Raw genomic sequence first — 17,439 nt, 5'->3', positions numbered from 1 at the left:
TTATAAAATATTTTGTTTTTAGAATGTGACAAAGACAGATAAATTAAATCCTAGGCGGTAGGTAAATGCTTAAGTATTGTTAAAAATTTAAATTACCTATTACGAGAAAATTTATTTATAATTTTTCTGCTATTTGTGGTGGATTTGCTGCTTCTACTTCAATAATCTCAGATTTAGAGGAAACGATTTGATAACGCTCTAAGGTGGCCGGCATGGCTTTATTTCCTGAATCAATACCGAGTTTTTGAATATTCTTTACTCTTGACATTAAATTACGATTAAACGAAGCAGCAAATTTATCGTAATTAGTAACCATATTATGCAGGTTATTACCAATCTTTTGAGAATAATCTGCCATAGTACCGATGGAGCTTAATAGCTTTCTCACTTCTTCAATGATTACCTTATAATTTTCCGAGCGGCGATGATCGGTAATTTGAAATTTTGCAAATGATAGCATATTCATAAGTCCGCTAGGTCCTACCGGAAAGATATTACAGCCCCAAGCTTTTTGTAAAAATTCAGGGTCGGCTGCAATAACTTTCTCAACCGCTTGTTCAGTCGGCAAAAACATTAAAGTAATAACATTGTTAAAGCTCTGATCCTTTTTGTTTAGATTAGTTAAAATATTTGCGGCATAGTCTTTATTCGCTAAAGATTTTAAATGGTAATTCATAGTTTTATTAAGACTCATGTTATTATCTTGCTCGTTTACAAGAAACTTTGAAGCTTTAGAATCAATAACCATTAAATTACCGGAAGGAAGAAAAATGAGCGCATCAGGTCTTAGCTTTCCGCTATCTGGTGTAGTTAGACCGTATTGCATAATGAAATCTAAATTAGGACGTAAGCCCGAAGATTTTAAGATATTCTCAAGGGTAATCTCAGCAAGTAGCCCCGCCCCGATCGGAGAAAGCAGAGACTGTTTTATCAAATCAACCGTACCTTTTGATTGCTCTATATCTTTATTTAATGCTCCCACCATCGTAATTAACCGCTCAAACTCACTATTAAATTTTCCTGAAGCAGTAGCGATATTTTTCTCGGCTAGCTCTCTTGCCGCCGTGTTTTCCATTTTATGTATCGCTATTAATTGCTTAGACAAATCTTGACCTAAATCAAATAACGCAGCTTTAGCCGATGAAAATGACTCTTCTCTTATTTTTTCTGAATCCTTAATAGTCTGTTCTTGATATTCTATTTTACACTTCAATTGCTCAATTATCTGTAAATATCCTATCTTTTCTTGATTTAATAATTGGTTGTTATTGCTAATTTCTAGATTCTGCTCTGATAAAAATTGTAGCTGTGTCCTTAAGGTTTGAGTTTTTACATAAAACCAAATTATTAGCGCTAATAAAATAAGTAGTGTAGTTATAATAGCTGGTAATAAATAAGGCATAGCATGAAGCAAAGTTTAATGTTAAATAATACTAAAGTAATTTGTACTAATTATTTTGGTATTGCCTAGAAAAGGTTGATATAGTCATTGCGAGTTACTACAGGTGTTGTTGCATGGCTCATTTTATGTCATGCCTGCGTAGGTCTTGTTGTGTAGACCGAAAAACCCGTTCGGTGTTATGCCATGGCTTGACGATATCCAAAAAAACTTAAAATACTAAAATTTTAATGTTTTAAACTGGATCCCACGATCAAGTCGCAGGATGACAATTAGGAAACTGGTACACGCAACAAAGCATTCCCGCTTTCGTGGGAATAACATTAGAAGGCTAAACTATAAAACAACTTTTTCTAGGCAATGCTCAATTTCAATACTACAGTAAGACTGTTTCGATATTAGCCTATAATATTTTTATAAACTTATGGAAATATTATAATGGATAGGTTATATAAAAAGCAAGTTGAAGAATACCTAACAAATTACGGTAAGCTTGTATTTATAAGCGGAGCAAGGCAAGTAGGAAAAACTACTAATTAAGCCTCATCCTAATCCAATTTATTTAAATTGGGATTATCTAGAAGATAGAAATAAAATCTTAAACAAACACACCAAACTTTTTAAAAATCTACTTTCTACTATATCCGATAAGAAACCGTGCTTAATATTAGATGAAATTCACAAATATAAAGATTGGAAAAATCTTGTAAAAGGATTTTATGATAAATTCGGAGAAAATATTGAATTTATTATAACAGTTAGTGCCAAATTAAATATATATGAAAAAGGCGGCGATAGCCTAATGGGATGTTATATAAGTTTAACTGTGCATCCGTTATCGGTATCTGAAATAGCTAAAAATTTTGATAATGACATTAATTATATAAAAAGCCTAAAAAATATCAATTTATTCGTTAGAATTACTTGCTAGCATTATAAATGCGCAAGCAGGCTCATTAATAAGCTATACAAACCTTGCTAACAAAGTTAGAGTTTCAGACTAAACAATAAGAAGATGGCTCTCTTTGCTGGAAAAGCATTATTATTGTTTTGCTATCAAACCTTGGTCTAAAAATGTTGTAAAAAGTTTGATAAAAGATCCCCCAATTTACCTTTGGGCTTGGTCGCAAATAAAAGATATAGGAGCGAGATTTGAAAAGTTTGTAGCTTCTCACCTTTTAAAAGCCGTATATTTTTGGAACGAAACAGGGCTTGGTGATTTTGTTTTATACTATCTGCATGATAAACAAAAACGTGAAGTCGATTTAGTAATAACAAAAGATAACCAACCGTGGATTTTAGTGGAAGCAAAAGTAAGTGACTCAGTCGTTTCTTCAAGCTTAAAATATTTTCATGAATTACTTAAACCTAGGTTTAGTTTTTAAGTAAAAATAAACAAGCTATTTCGGGTTCTTGCTTTAATAAACCGCGGGTTTATGGATAGTACCGGTTATTACTTTCTTATCTCAACTTGTTTGATATGAATTTTTGCAAAAAAGGTAGTCTAGGCAAATGTAAATCATATGACTATTTCGTTGCTTATATCGAAATAGTCATTACCAATTAGACATTTAATTATAAGCTGTATCCTTACACATACTACTCTAAATGTAGCTGAATTGACTACTTTATCTGCTAGCGGTTTGAGTGGCTGAACCAGTTTTAACAATTCCGGCGTTAATATAAATTTAGTTTTTTTCTTGATATTCGATAAAAAATAAGCTACAGGACTGCTCTATCACTGCATATTTATCCCATTCTGGATATTGCCTATTTAGATTTCCTATAGGATCAGTGGGACCGTAAACCCCTATACTACCGCATGTATATTTTTTAAAAGGATATAATTCATTATCATAAAATGAACTCTTCAGATACTTATTTCGAACCGCTAGATTAGTATATATAAATTTGTTTTGTTCTTTATGAAAAATAAAAATATCTAAACAATCTTTTTTGCATATATTATAAGCTCTCTCATAGAAAACAGTATAACCGAGTTGCTTAAATTGCGGTAATATTTGTTGTAGAAATATACCGATATCTAAATCATTGTCAAAAGGAATTATGCCTTGATATCTAACGGCTCCAAGCAGAGTGTCGCCGTCTATCCAATAATTAATATTATTCTTACCAAGTAGCTCATGAGTGTCTTTCATTAAATGATAAAGGGCAATAGCTTTTTTCTCGCTAATCCTGTATTTTTTACTTGTCCATCACTTAAAAGGTTACATATCACCAGCCATGTTCTAATATATAAGCATAAAAAATATCCCAGCAAATATAATTAATATTAAACCTATAATATTTTTAAAGAATAATATTGACTTTAATTTTATCATCTTTCATCTCAAATTGTATTTCTTCTGCCGATGTGACGTTTTTTAAATCTTCTGCTAATTCTGCAGATAATACTATGCCGCTAACTTCAAGCAATTTTATTGGAGCTTTTATAGATAGATTCTTCTCAGTTTTAAATTTTCTGACGATATCTAGTATTTCAAGCAGCCCTTCTGCTCCTTTTGCATCGATTTCATAATTTAAGTCACTGTAATTAACCCAGCTACCTTTAACATGAATAGAATTTTCATTATATAATATTTGGTATAATTCTTCGGTAATATGCGGCATGAAAGGTGCAAATAGTTTCAGTAATGTTTGCATAACATGATATAAAGTTAATATGCTACTATATTGTCCTTGTGGATTTTTGTTTTCCTCATCATAGCTTCTTGTTTTGCTTATTTCTAAATAATTATTACAAAATACCACCCAAAAGAATTTTTCCGTCAGATGCATAGCATTTGCATATTCGTAGTTTTGTAACTCATTTGTAGCTAGCTTAACTAATTCCACTAGCTTATTAACCATCCATTTATCAAACTCGTTAGTAATTTTTTCTTTAATATCGAGTAAACTCGCTTTTTTATCTTCACCTTTCAATTTATCAAAATGTATAAAAACAAATTTAGCGGCATTCCATAGCTTGTTAACAAGCCTTTTGCCGTTTTTCATAACGTCTTCAGAATAGGCGGTATCAGCACCTAGCTTTGAATTTGCCGACCAATAACGTATCACGTCGGAACCATATTGTTCTAGCAGTTTTTCAGGAACTAAAACATTGCCCTTAGATTTTGACATTTTACTTCGATCTTCAGCTAAACACCAACCGCTTACCATGATGTTTTTCCACGGCAAAGTATTTTGGTGTAAATGAGCTTTTAAAATAGTATAGAACGCCCAAGTTCTGATAATTTCATGTGCTTGAGGTCTTAAATCCATCGGAAATAATTTATCGTGGCTATCTTTATTAATAGCGCAATCATCAGAAATCCCATGAGTAGAAAGTTGAGGCGAAATGGAACTTGTTGCCCAAGTATCCATTACGTCATAATCAGGTTCTACTTCCTCTTTACTATAATCCATAGGCAAATCTTTTAACGGATCGATAGGCAGCTGCGTAACATCGGCATATAAGATTTTTCCTTCCTCACCTACTCTTTTAGAGTACCAAACAGGGAAAGGCACACCAAAATAACGCTGCCTACTTATACACCAATCCCAACTAATGGCATTAATCCAATTCTCTAAACGAATCTTCATATTTTTAGGATGCCAATTTAACTCATTCGCTCTTTTAAGCAATTCTTCTTTATGTGATATAGTTTTAACGAACCATTGCGGTACAGTTAATATCTCAAGAGGAGCACCTGACCTCTCGGCACATTTAACGGTATGAGTGATGTCTTCTTGTTTAATAAGCAACTCTTGTTCTTTTAAAATATCTATTATTTTTGTTCGAGCTTCTTTAATTTTCAATCCATCTATAGAAGTTTCATGTTGGAAGTCTATTGTGCCTTTTTTAGTGATAATAGTTTTTAACGGTAGATTATGCGTCTTCCACCAAGTAATATCCGTTTGATCACCAAACGTACAGCACATTACCAGTCCCGTACCTTTATCTTGTTGTACTAAAGGGTCAGCAAGCAGTGGAACTTGCTCATTAAAAAGTGGGGTTATAGCTGATTTACCTGCTAGATGCTTATAACGTCCATCGTCAGGGTGATAAAATACGGCTACGCAAGCCGGTAATAACTCAGGTCTGGTAGTGGCTATAGTCAGCGGGTCTCCTTGCTCGGTATTAAACGTAATATAATTCATGAAAGAGGTTTTTTCCTTATCCTCAACATCGGCTTGGGCAAGAGCTGTACCATCTACCGGATCCCATAAAATCGGTTGATTAGCACGATAAATTTCCTCTTTTTGTACTAAATCAAGAAAAGACATTTGTGATATTTTTCGTGATAACGGACTAATAGTTTGGTACTCTAAACTCCAATCAACCGATAAAGCTATTTGGTTAAATAGACTTCTAAACTTTTCTTCTTCACTTTCTACTACCTCTTCGCAAATTTTTATAAATTCAGATTGATCCATATTATAAGCTTTGATCTGTTTCTGCTTTTCAACAAGTCTCTCGGTCGGTAGCCCGTTATCGTCAAAACCCATAGGATAAAAGATATTTTTACCCATCATACGCTGAAAACGTACAATAAAGTCGGTTTGCGTATAGCTATAAACATGACCGATATGTAACTGCCCTGAAACTGTCGGAGGCGGAGTATCGATTACATAGGTTTCTTCTTTTGCAATGTTTGGATTATAAGCATAAATTTGTTTCTCTTGCCAAATTTGCTGCCACTTTTTTTCATTTTCAGTAAAATTATAATTTTTTGGAAATTCTTTCATAGATTTTGTAGTTGATTCAAGAATATTATTATAAAGGTTATATGTGATTGTGACAATAGATGCTTTTCTTTGGAAGGATATGGATATTTAGGATTTGTGTAAGTGGTGCTTGCATGATTAATTACTTATTTACAATTGAGCGAACAAAAGTTTCTTGAAGACCTGTCATTTTGGCAATAACAGGAGTTTTAAAGTCCTGACTGAATATTCCCTTCGCTATAATTACTGCCTTATTATCTGTTCGCCCTCAGCTTTGCCTATCTCAATACCCTGCACCTTTCCTTCATCTCTATATGTATCAGCGATAGTTTTTATAATAGTATCCTTATCTTGCGGTAATAGATGTGTATCCAATACTTCTACTAGTTCCGGTTGTTTTTGTTTTGATAATTTTGCGTTAGTATACCATAAGAACGATCTTAGGTAAATATAACCTTTTTCTTTATCCAATATTATAATATGCTTAAACTCTGTTAAAAACTTCTCCCATAGTTTTATCATATCCTGTATATGGATATGCTGCATCATATATTCTAGCATACCTAAATGTTTTTTCTTGACGATTCTATCATCTGTTATAGCTTGCAAATCTACTAATTGATAATCTTCTGCCATTAATTTCTTTGCCATCACACTATCGGTAAATAAACCCCACAGATTTCTTGGAGCATTATAAATTTCTTTACCGTTGTAAATCACTAAATTATAAACTAGCGGCAATTTATCCTTTCCTTGCTTATGTCTTTCACAAATAATAGTGTATATTTCCATAACCGCAAAGCCGTCCAATAATCAATTGTTGATTGGGCCTCTACTAATACATAAACAAATGCTTCTTCTTTATTATTAGTGCTAATTTTATATGTTATATTACTATATTTCTTATTTAAAGATTCCTCAATGTAGCTTTCTTGTGCTACCGTTATTTTTGATAAATCTACTAAACTCTTAAAATCATCGGGTAGATAATATTCCAAAAATTCTTGTGCTACTACTGGGTCGTTCATTATGATTTTTACTAATGAATCATGTTTTAATTTTTTAGCCATAAAAATCTAGTAGCTTTATTGCGTATTTTATCTTAAATTATCTATAATATCCATACTTATTTAAATTTAAAGTTCAATATGCTAATTCTAGACAAACTTTCACTTACTTTAAAATTAATGCGTGCAGATAAGCTGGTAGCTTATTTGCTGGTTTTTTTCCCTGCTTTATTTGGGTTACTGCTTGCAAACCCTTCAAGAACGGAGTTAATACATTTATTACCGTTATTTATTTTAGGTAGTATAACAGCTAGAAGTAGTGGGTGTATTATTAACGATATATTTGATAGAAAATTTGATAAGCATGTCGCAAGGACTAAAGAGCGACCTTTAGCTAGCAAGGCTTTATCTGTTTCTTATGCTATTTTGATACTTTTTATTCTTAGCGTTATCTCACTTTGTATTTTGCTACTTTTAAACAAAACAGCCATATATACAGGTTTTTTTGCGGTAATAATGATTATCCTATACCCGTTAATGAAACGTATTACTTATTTTCCGCAAGTCTTTTTAGGATTTACCTTTAAGCTAGGGGCCTTAATAGCTTATGCGGCAGTTCAGGATACACTTGATATAGCAGCGATTATTATGTATTTAGCATGCTGTTTTTGGGCCATCGGTTATGATACGATTTACGGATATATGGATATAAAAGATGATAAGAGAATAGGAGTGAAATCGTTAAGTATATATTTAGAGGACAAGCATTCTAAGCTTTGGCTTTCTATATGTTATATAGGTTTTATATTGTTATTTATTCTAGCAACAAAAATGGCTAACCATAATATCGACTATTTACCTATTTTGGCTGCTTTAATTTTATTGACATTGCAAGTAGCAACTCTTGATATTGAAAATCCTGCCAATTGTATGACAAGATTCAGAGCTAATAATTATATCGGATTAGTTTTGAGTATGGTATTTTGTTAAATTCTTATATGTTTTACTGGATTCCTGCTTTTGCAGGAATGATATTGATCCGTGCAACCACTCCTCTAACAGCCCATAAAGTTACCATCGATATTGCGGTTATATAAACCGCAATTGATAAAGAGTTGTCGGTTACATACCATAGCATTAGGCAGATTGACGGAGTAAGACGTCCGATTAATGAAGCACCTATACTACTGCCGATGCCGACTAACATATATTTATCGGCAGTTTTAAATACATCATTTAGCCAGCAGTTCAAAGGTGCCAAGAACCCGACACCGAGTATTATAATCCAAATACGTACAAAATTAACATACCATATAGATGCATTATTCAAGTAGAGCCATAAAGGAATTATGCTTAAACTCATTAAAATAAGAGTACCGTTTAGTATTTTAAGGTAATGTAGCTTTTTTGTTAGATGCCCTATTGTCGGAATCATAATCATATCAAAAATCAGCAACTCAGTATCAAATTTCATCATTATTTCGAGTGATATATCAGTGATAAGCGGAATAAAACTATTCATAAAGACAAAAGGCACTATATAGGTCATATATGAGAAACCTATTACAAAACTAATGCGTAAGATACTTAGTTTACAGTTCCAAATTATAGTTAAGTCTTGTAATAGTGATGATACTACGTCATTGCGAGGAGAGGACCCAGGTGTCATACCGTGGCTTGACCACAGTATCCAAAAATTACGTAAAGTAATTTTATCTTTTTTATTGGATCCCGTGGTCAAGCCGCGGGATGACAATGAGGGCTTTACTACAATATCCTCGCACTTTCTTAAAAAATAACCTATCAATGTTGTAAGCCCGCCAAATATGAAACATAAACGCCAATATGTATTATACTCTACATTTAAAACTATAGTACTGAGAAATGAAGCAAGAATAATACCGACCATAGTAGATGTTTGATAAAGGTAAGAAGCTTTAAACGCTTTTTTTTCTTCTTTATTCTCTAAAATAAATAATGTAGCAATGGTACATTCACCCTCGGAATATACTCCTTGCAACGTTCTAAGCAACACTAATAATAGCGGTGCAAGCCAGCCTATTTGAGCATATGAAGGTATTAAACCGATTAGGTTAGTTGTTAAAGCAACGCCGATTAAAGAATGAGATAAAGCAAAAACACTGCCGTATTTTTTAGCAATTACGCCAAACAAATAAGAGCCTATGGGACGTGTAAATAAAGACGTAGCAAGAACACTATAGGTAAGTATTAAAGCAACGACTTTATCATGATTCGGAAAAAAAATACCAGCAAGCAGCGGAGCAAGAAAACCATAAAGTGCAGTATCGAAATGATCCATTGCATTACCGATTAGGATCGAAAAATCTCTTTTACTTAATGAATTATTCATATATTAATAATTTAAAATTTATAATGGATTATACTCAATGAATTTGGAACATTGGTGACAATGTCTTTATAAGTCCTCGGATGCTGAACGTTTAATATACGCTCCGCTCCTCGGCTTACAGACCGATTACTCTTCCCCAAGTTGATCTTCGTATAACAGCTCTTCATTTTGTAGGAGTATAAAATATATGTAATCTTCCTTGTAAATATTTTTTTTAAGCAATATGGTTATTAAGTTATAGCTTAAAGTAATTATAATGAATGAATAATTTGAAACAAGGAAAGTTTATTACATTTGAGGGAGGGGAAGGGATAGGCAAATCTACTCAATCTCAAATGCTCTATGAATATTTACAATCTCAAAATACTCCCGTTATTTTAACTCGTGAAGTCGGTGGTACTATTGTAGCCGAAAAAATGCGTGAAATTCTAGTACATGAAGAATTACTACCCATGTCTGAGCTATTACAAGCTATGGCAGCACGTTATGATCATATGGCACGGAAAATTATACCAGCGCTACAAGAGGGACATATTGTAATATGTGATAGGTTTATTGACTCCACTGCATGTTATCAAGGATTAGAGCTAGAAAACGGCATAGATTTAGTTTATAATCTGCACAAAACTTTAATGCCTTCTCTTATGCCGGATATTACATTTTTTATTGACATAGAGCCGGATACTGCTATTAAGAGAGTCAATTCACGAAATATGAGCAATAAATTTGACATAAGAGGTCTAGATTTTTATCAAAAAATCTATGATTGCTTTAAAGAATTAAGTAATAGATTCCCTGAGAGAATAAAAACAATTAAAGCTTCAGATTTAAGTCCACTTGAAGTGCATGAATTAATAAAAAAGCATTTATGAACAATACTTACTACATTACTACTCCTATATATTACGTTAACGATGCCCCCCATATCGGTCATGCTTATACTAGTGTTGCAAGTGACGTAATCGCTCGTTTCATGCGAATGCGAGGTTTCGATGTAATGTTTTTAACCGGTACTGACGAACATGGGCAGAAAGTAGAAAAAGCAGCTATTAATAAAAATATTGACCCACAAAAATTTACCGATCAAACATCCGAGAGTTTTCGTCATCTGATGACTGCTATGCATATTTCCAATGATGATTTTATCAGAACAACGGAACACAGGCATAAAGAAGCTGTAGCTGTTTTTTGGCAGAAATTACTAGATGACGGCACTATTTATGAAGGTTTTTACGAAGGGTGGTATGCAGTGAGAGATGAGGCTTTTTTTGATGAGTCGGAACTTACGAGTGACGGTTTAGCACCGACGGGTACTCCAGTTGAATGGGTTAAAGAGCCTAGCTATTTCTTTAATCTTTCAAAATGGCAGGATAAATTGCTTGAGTTTTATGAAGCAAACCCTGATTTTATCAGACCTATATCAAGGCGTAACGAAGTAATTAGCTTTGTTAAATCGGGTTTAAAAGATTTATCGGTATCGCGTACTACTTTTAACTGGGGAATCAAGGTGCCAAACAATGAAAAACATGTAATTTATGTTTGGCTTGATGCACTGGCTAATTATATTTCAGCACTCGGTTATCCTGACGAACAAAGTAATTACGGTAAGTTTTGGCCGGCTGATTTACATGTAGTCGGTAAAGATATCTTGCGTTTTCATGCTGTCTATTGGCCTGCTTTCTTAATGGCTGCAGAAGTCCCGCTGCCGAAAACAATTGTGGCTCATGGCTGGTGGATGAATGAGGGGCAGAAAATCTCTAAATCTCTTGGTAATGCCATTGATCCGATTAAGTTAATTGATGAATTCGGTGTTGATCAAGTTAGGTATTTTCTGATGCGTGAAGTAAATTTTGGTGCGGACGGCAATTTTGCTCGTAGTAATTTAATTACCCGTATTAATAGCGAGTTGTCAAACAAAATAGGTAATTTATTACAGCGTACTACGTCTTTTGTTTATAAGAATAATGACGCCAGAGTGCCTTTGCTTACGCAAGGTGTTATAGATAAAATATATGAGCTACCGATTTTAAAAACCGCAAGTAAATTTGTTGAGCAGAATATTTTATTGATGGAAAAAACAGAGATTAATAAAATTCTTGAAAATATTATTAATTTGGCCGAAGAGGCAAATATCTATATTGATAGCGAAGCACCCTGGCATTTGAAAAAAACCGATCCAGATAAAACGTTAGAAGTGTTATATGCTTTACTAGAAGTTTTACGCTATATTGCGATAATGCTTCTGCCTTTTATACCGAGTTCAGCAAATAAAATGCTTGATCAGTTAGGAGTAAATAAAGAAGAACGTCTATTTAAGCATTTAATACGTGATTATACTTTAATAGCGGGTAGCAATATTTTAGAACCTACCATAATTTTTCCAAAATTTGAATAGTGTGTTATACCGTGGCGAGGCCGCAGTATGACACACCTACTAAGAGTATAATATGTTAATAGATTCACATTGTCATCTTAATTTATGTAGTAACTTGTCATCTCGCGACGCGATCGCGAGCTCTAGTGAGGGTATTAAAACAACTAATATTAGTTGTTTTCTAGATACCGTAGTTAAACCATGGTATGACGCAGTGCTTTTAGATTCTGTCATTCAAAGAGCATTAGAAAATAATGTGCAATATATGCAAACTATCTGCACTAAAATTGAAGATTTACCTATTATTTTAGAGATAGCTGAAAAATATGAAAATGTTTTTGCAAGTGTTGGGGTGCATCCGTGTGAAGTGAATTCTTTTATTAGTCATTGCGAAGCACTGAAAGTGCTGTGGCAATCTCAGGAAGTTTGGACAAGATTGCTACGTCAAGACTACGTCTTTCCGAACTCAGATGCTGAGGCAATTATTATGCTAGCCCAGCATCCGAAAATTATCGGAATCGGTGAAACGGGGCTTGATTATTATCAGCAGCCTTACAATCAAAAATTACAAAAAGATTCGTTTGTAGCACATATACATGCGGCGTCTAGTACACGCTTGCCTGTTATTGTTCATACAAGAGAAGCAGACGAAGATACTATTGACATTTTAACCTCAGAAATGCGTAACAGCAAATTTCCAGGTTTAATACATTGCTTTACCTCTTCAAAAAATCTAGCGGCAAAAATGCTAGATATCGGTTTATATATTTCAATGTCAGGGATTATAACTTTCAAAAAAGCTACTGATTTACAAGAAATAGTCAAATATATACCGCTTGATAGGTTATTAATAGAAACCGACACGCCTTACTTAGCTCCTACGCCTATGCGAGGCAAACAAAACGAACCGGCATTTGTTAGGTATGTTGCTGAAAAAGTTGCCGAACTCAAAAATATAACATCAAAAGAAGTAGCAAATGTTACTACTCATAACTTCAAAACATTATTTTCTAAATTTGAAAAATATATAAATAATACTTTATAAAAACATCAAGTTTGCTAATTTAAAGTTGAAATTTTTAAAATAATATGTATATTTGATATGGAGTTTAATTGCAAAAATACCATCATTACATTGATAAAACAAGACTCAAAGCAAATGCAAGTACAAATAAGAGATTGTTAGAAGCAAAGACTCAAGAAGAAAAAGATAAGGAGATTATACGAATTGATGCAGGTAAAATTAGCAGTAGTAAGCTTTCTGCTGAACGAAAACAAGAACCTAATATTAGAATAGAGCTAAAACCTAATCTAAAGTTTTATTATTTGCAAAATCCTGATTACTATGTCAATAATGAACAAGCCACAGAACCTAAAATAAATGCGAATAAAGAAGATAAAATAACCGTAGTGTAAGCATGTGATGCACTTGCATTATATCTTCAAAACAAATTGAAGATTCATAATATGCCTATTAAGCATAATTTTTCTTCAAATAAACAAGGAACTAAAGGTAATAATAAATGGTTACCCCAGATTGGGTAGGTATGGAAGTTCTTAATGAAAAGTGGAGTTCACTAATTAAAGATTGTGCTAAATATTATACAGGAAAACAAGCAAGGCTTTGGTCTTTTGAAGCAAAAAAAATTATCAATCGTAGTAATTTACGAGAATCTTTTTTCAGGCTTTATCAAATTCCTCATGGGCACATTATGGTTATTTAGTTGCTGCTGACTTAATTGAAAGTAGATAAAATGATATTAGGCATGGTATAGGATTTATTTTAGTAGATATAGAAAATCCTGAAGATAGTGAAATATCAATCCCTGCTAGAGAAAGACCGGAAATAGATTAGAATATGGCTAATAGGTTAGCAGAAGAGAATAAAGATTTTGAAAATTATATAAATAATATTGATACATTCTATAAAAAACAGAAAGTAAATGATAGTACTTGGCTTAATATTAATGACCACATAAATAAAATTCCTAAGCCAAATAAGAAGAAAAAATAAACATATTTATATTATTATCATACACAATATACTGAGAATTTTTAGTGTTAAACTAAGTTTATATTAATTATTTTTAAATTTATGAATAAATTGTGATTAACTGTGATTTAAGTATCAATTATACATATTATATGTTAGAGGGGTTTAGAGCACAAATTGCTCTAATGCATTTAGGTATAAAAATTCTGAAAGAAGTATATGAACATGAGTCATTAGAAGATAACGGTTTTGCAAGAATTATGCATGCTTATTTAACGCTTTGTGAATGCATGACTAGAAAATATGAAAAACCCAAATTTAATATCCTTGAAACAATTATTGATGATAAGACCTATAACATTAATGAAAAAGTTATACTAAAAAAGTCTTTTTGTGAACTAAGGCATTTTCAGAAAATAGGTTTAAAAAAAGAATTACCTCAATTATTAATAGTAGCACCCATAGCAGGACATCGCACTACTTTACTTAGAACAACAGTACAAGAATTATTACCGTATACCGATATTTATATTACAGATTAGACGGAAGCCAGTTATGTGCTGCTTGAAGCAGGGCATTTTGATATGGATGATTATATTGATTATGTAATGGAGTTTATCAATTTTTATAGGACCAAATGTTCACACTATGGTAGTTTGCCAACCTGCTGTTCCACTGCTTGCCGCCATTTTAGCTTAATGTCGGAGAGTAATAGTCCAAATGTGCCGAGTTCGATGATTTTGATGGGCGGCCCTATAGATGCTAGAAAAAATCCCACGGTAGTTGATGAATTCGCTCAAAGTAAAAGTTTAGAATGGTTCTGCCAAATGGTTACAATGTAGGTGCCGCAAAACTATCCCGGACATGGTAGAAAAGTATATCCCGGCTTCCTCCAATTTGCCGGCTTTATGAGAGTATTTAGCAGGTATGGATATGCCGGCAGAGTTTTACTTATAAACTATAGATGAACAATTTTCGTTAGCAAGAGGTAAATTGGTTTCTGAGAAGCGTCCGATCGATTTAAAACATATTACTAAATGTGCTTTACTCGGTATTGAAGGGGAATTAGATGATATTGCAGCGGTAGGGCAAACAAAAGCTGCTTTAAAACTTTGTTCAAATAAATCAATGCAAAGATACCATTTGCAAAAAGGGGCAGGGCATCACGGGGTAGCGGAAGTAAATTTAAACAGTCTATAGTGCCTATTATCAAAGGTTTTATCTATGATTTTGATAAAACTAATTTCAAGCACTCTAAACTTAAGGCAGTATAAAAATAGTCATTACGAGCGGGCATTGCTTGCGTGGATTGTTTTTTCCGTCATTGCGAGGAAATTGCATCGCAATTGACTCAGCATTTTTTTGTTATTTTTTCTGGATTGTCACGCTCCTTTCAGCCACTCGCAATAATGACGGGGTGGTATCCACGCAACAATGTCTTCCTGGAATGATATCGCAACCATACAACATGATCGTAATTACAGGAGAAGTGTAGTAACATTCAACTCTTATTAGTTTTTTTGAATTTCTTGTTGTTGCTGTTGTTTGTATTCTTCCGCTTTTTCTTCGATGTAATTAAAAAAGAAATAAGTAAAAGTTAAAAAACTGGTCAAAATAATACCAAATGTTATTAGTATTGCTTTAAGTTGCTTTCGTGAATCTTCTGCTTTTAATCTTTTCTCTTCTTCATCTATGTCTTTATCATTTTTGACTTCAGATATTATTATTTGTTCTTCTGTAGTATTTTCCATGTTGTAACTCAACTAAAATGAACCGCTTTATTACTAAGTTGTTCCTATAACTTATAGATTTTTGAAGTTTATAAGATTAGCTATATTTGAATGATGAGGTTTAAACTCATAAAAATAGGATATATAAGCAATAATGCTATGTCAATAGCCTTGAATATTAGCGGTGTTATATATATTATTATAATTTGAGTCTCCTAACATTGAAGTATTTAAAGTATCGGAGTAAGCAGCTGATAATATAGCATCATCAAAAGTGACATTAAGATGTCCTATATAGTCTTGAATAAAATTGTTAACAGTAGATTCAAAGTTTATATATTTTATAGGATATGAATAAACAAGCTGTGTACATTCTGTATTTCCTAATTTACTTCCAATCAATGTTAATAACATAGAGTTATATTCATCTTGGGGGTTACGATTAATTATTTCGTAAGTTTTAGCAAGAATATAACAAGCTTCGTTATTTCCCTTCATAGTTTCTAATTTTATTTCTTCAGAAGATAAAATATTATTTAGAAAAGCTTTTTCATATATTTCATAATTCGGTGATGAATCAGATTTTCCGTTAAAAAGAGCAGTAAATCATTTTGATTTATTGGCAACTAAAAGACCATTCATAGTATCGATAATTATGACATTTTCAAGACCTACTACGGTAGTGAATTTATTATTAGAACTAATGAAAGAGTTTGTAGTATTGCTTGTTACTACGTTCCCCTCGCAATAATTATCATTTATATCCCAGTGTTTTACCTGTAATAAGGAATGCCAAGTACCAAGATCATTCCAAACAAAATCGGCTTTATCATGACTATTCCCGAAATATATTCCATTATGGCATTATCTATAGAAATTGCTGCGATTTCATTATAAGCCTCATTGTCTATTGCCAAACTATTCTCATTTTTTACGGCAGTATTAAATGCTTTTGCTGCAATACAGAATAAATCAGGTTGAAGGTTCATTTCTAAGTTTAAGAAGAAGTTGACATCGTATACACTGCCGGAATTCCAAAAATATTCATTACTTTGAAAATGTTTGTTTGCTTGCTCTAATATAGGTTTTTCAATGAAATGATCAACTAGATAAACATTTTCTGCAATTGATAATCCTGTGTTAGCCATACTCGGCACTTATAACATTTATAGGAATACCTATAGTACAAATGCCGAATTCATTAACATAATGTAAAGCTTTATTTATAGTATTAAGATAATTTGTGCTTTAGCCGATAATACTGTAATAATGGCACAAACGGCAGTATTTTTTTGTAAAGGCTCGGCAATTAATGCTATTTCTACATCTATTTCTGCTGCTTGTTCTTTAGTGATTGATTCATATTTTTTGGAAGTAATAATAGTAGGTTGTCCTAAAAATTTATTTCGGTTTAATGTTTGCTGAAGTAAAGTTAGATCACTTAATATTTTTTTTAAAACTGTTTCGGTTTATCCTTAGATGACAAAGGTCATAGTTTTTTACCATTACCTCCTGCCATAATCACCAGCTTTATTAGACTTCTTGCATAACCTCCTTCTAAAGGTAATTAGTATACCTTTAATACTTCAAGATTTGGTACGTTAAATTTCGGAATTTGCCTGTGTTCACGTATTTTTATACGCTGTGCAAGTTTACCACTTATTTGACTCCCAACTTTTGAAGTATCTGCGATATACGTCGATCCAATACTCACTCATGTATCTTTTTGTACGCTGTGGTGCTGTGTTTCGTGTCTCCTTCAAACTCCTCTTTATAAGATAGGTTATGCAAGAAGTCTATTTTAATTGAATAAATAATAAATAGCTATTATTAATAG

Annotated in this window: 16 protein-coding genes and 4 pseudogenes; 10 read left to right on the top strand and 10 right to left on the bottom strand. The window is 32.7% G+C overall.

From position 1 onward, the window contains the following. Positions 1-115 precede the first annotated feature (115 nt). Complete coding sequence (locus tag QUD19_RS00705; RefSeq protein ID WP_498808199.1) at positions 116-1,402, bottom strand: DNA recombination protein RmuC; 1,287 nt, start codon at positions 1,400-1,402, stop codon at positions 116-118. A 532-nt stretch (positions 1,403-1,934) separates the two neighbouring features. On the opposite strand from QUD19_RS00705, the gene QUD19_RS00700 reads away from it, so the two are divergent. Both QUD19_RS00700 and QUD19_RS00695 read left to right on the top strand, forming a co-directional pair. Then, on the top strand, positions 1,935-2,330 hold the full coding sequence (locus QUD19_RS00700; RefSeq protein WP_498808644.1) for an ATP-binding protein: 396 nt from the start codon (positions 1,935-1,937) through the stop codon (positions 2,328-2,330). A gap of 94 nt (positions 2,331-2,424) precedes the next feature. Next, entirely contained in the window at positions 2,425-2,784 is a 360-nt protein-coding gene (locus QUD19_RS00695; protein WP_498808198.1) for a DUF4143 domain-containing protein, read from the top strand. Positions 2,785-2,918: 134 nt separating this feature from the next. Here QUD19_RS00695 and QUD19_RS00690 read toward each other — a convergent pair. From QUD19_RS00690 to QUD19_RS00680, 3 genes and pseudogenes are all read right to left on the bottom strand, one after another. Further along, positions 2,919-3,741: pseudogene (locus tag QUD19_RS00690) on the bottom strand (LicD family protein). After that, positions 3,710-6,148: a valine--tRNA ligase gene (locus QUD19_RS00685; protein WP_498808197.1), complete on the bottom strand. Its 2,439-nt coding sequence runs from the start codon at positions 6,146-6,148 to the stop codon at positions 3,710-3,712. The pseudogene QUD19_RS00690 and the gene QUD19_RS00685 overlap by 32 nt, the downstream one beginning before the upstream one ends. 222 nt (positions 6,149-6,370) lie before the next feature. Further along, positions 6,371-7,155 (bottom strand): annotated as a pseudogene (locus QUD19_RS00680) (Rpn family recombination-promoting nuclease/putative transposase). Between the two features lie 120 nt (positions 7,156-7,275). Between QUD19_RS00680 and ubiA the strand changes: the two are divergent. Beyond that, a complete protein-coding gene (gene ubiA / locus QUD19_RS00675; RefSeq protein ID WP_498808196.1) occupies positions 7,276-8,124 on the top strand; it encodes a 4-hydroxybenzoate octaprenyltransferase in 849 nt (282 codons plus the stop codon). 13 nt (positions 8,125-8,137) lie between these two features. Here the strand turns inward: ubiA and QUD19_RS00670 are convergent, their stop codons facing one another. Beyond that, the gene (locus QUD19_RS00670) at positions 8,138-9,505 is read right to left on the bottom strand and encodes an MFS transporter (protein WP_498808195.1); all 1,368 of its coding nucleotides are present in this window, start codon (positions 9,503-9,505) and stop codon (positions 8,138-8,140) included. Between the two features lie 260 nt (positions 9,506-9,765). On the opposite strand from QUD19_RS00670, the gene tmk reads away from it, so the two are divergent. The 7 genes and pseudogenes from tmk to phaZ all read left to right on the top strand — a co-directional run bounded on the left by tmk (position 9,766) and on the right by phaZ (position 15,146). Beyond that, entirely contained in the window at positions 9,766-10,377 is a 612-nt protein-coding gene (tmk, locus tag QUD19_RS00665; protein ID WP_498808194.1) for a dTMP kinase, read from the top strand. Beyond that, the gene (gene metG / locus QUD19_RS00660) at positions 10,374-11,900 is read left to right on the top strand and encodes a methionine--tRNA ligase (protein ID WP_498808193.1); all 1,527 of its coding nucleotides are present in this window, start codon (positions 10,374-10,376) and stop codon (positions 11,898-11,900) included. Before tmk ends, metG begins: the two co-directional genes overlap by 4 nt. Before the next feature lie 52 nt (positions 11,901-11,952). Then, complete coding sequence (locus QUD19_RS00655; RefSeq protein ID WP_498808192.1) at positions 11,953-12,924, top strand: TatD family hydrolase; 972 nt, start codon at positions 11,953-11,955, stop codon at positions 12,922-12,924. A gap of 68 nt (positions 12,925-12,992) precedes the next feature. Beyond that, positions 12,993-13,295: a hypothetical protein gene (locus QUD19_RS00650; protein ID WP_498808191.1), complete on the top strand. Its 303-nt coding sequence runs from the start codon at positions 12,993-12,995 to the stop codon at positions 13,293-13,295. A 107-nt stretch (positions 13,296-13,402) separates the two neighbouring features. Continuing rightward, the gene (locus tag QUD19_RS00645) at positions 13,403-13,603 is read left to right on the top strand and encodes a hypothetical protein (RefSeq protein WP_498808190.1); all 201 of its coding nucleotides are present in this window, start codon (positions 13,403-13,405) and stop codon (positions 13,601-13,603) included. Positions 13,604-13,737: 134 nt separating this feature from the next. Then, positions 13,738-13,893: a hypothetical protein gene (locus tag QUD19_RS00640; protein WP_498808189.1), complete on the top strand. Its 156-nt coding sequence runs from the start codon at positions 13,738-13,740 to the stop codon at positions 13,891-13,893. Positions 13,894-13,985: 92 nt separating this feature from the next. Continuing rightward, a pseudogene (gene phaZ, locus QUD19_RS00635) lies at positions 13,986-15,146 on the top strand (polyhydroxyalkanoate depolymerase). 237 nt (positions 15,147-15,383) lie between these two features. On the opposite strand, the gene QUD19_RS00630 reads toward phaZ, so the two are convergent. The 5 genes and pseudogenes from QUD19_RS00630 to QUD19_RS00610 form a co-directional block, all read right to left on the bottom strand. Then, positions 15,384-15,623 carry an RP671a family tick cell line-upregulated protein gene (locus QUD19_RS00630; protein ID WP_498808188.1) on the bottom strand — a complete coding sequence of 80 codons (240 nt, stop codon included), beginning with the start codon at positions 15,621-15,623 and terminating at the stop codon, positions 15,384-15,386. A gap of 141 nt (positions 15,624-15,764) precedes the next feature. Beyond that, positions 15,765-16,100: a hypothetical protein gene (locus QUD19_RS00625; protein WP_498808187.1), complete on the bottom strand. Its 336-nt coding sequence runs from the start codon at positions 16,098-16,100 to the stop codon at positions 15,765-15,767. A gap of 108 nt (positions 16,101-16,208) precedes the next feature. Beyond that, on the bottom strand, positions 16,209-16,307 hold the full coding sequence (locus tag QUD19_RS00620) for a hypothetical protein (protein WP_498808643.1): 99 nt from the start codon (positions 16,305-16,307) through the stop codon (positions 16,209-16,211). 68 nt (positions 16,308-16,375) lie between these two features. Continuing rightward, positions 16,376-16,750, bottom strand: a complete 375-nt coding sequence (locus QUD19_RS00615; RefSeq protein WP_498808186.1) for a glycosyltransferase family protein — start codon at positions 16,748-16,750, stop codon at positions 16,376-16,378. Continuing rightward, a pseudogene (locus QUD19_RS00610) lies at positions 16,743-17,408 on the bottom strand (palindromic element RPE5 domain-containing protein). Before QUD19_RS00610 ends, QUD19_RS00615 begins: the two are co-directional and overlap by 8 nt. Positions 17,409-17,439 lie beyond the last annotated feature (31 nt).

Source organism: Candidatus Rickettsia kotlanii (genome assembly GCA_030295365.1).
Lineage (GTDB): Bacteria > Pseudomonadota > Alphaproteobacteria > Rickettsiales > Rickettsiaceae > Rickettsia > Rickettsia kotlanii.
The sequence above is the reverse complement of the archived record's forward strand: the minus strand, read 5'-3'. Positions and strand labels throughout refer to the sequence as shown.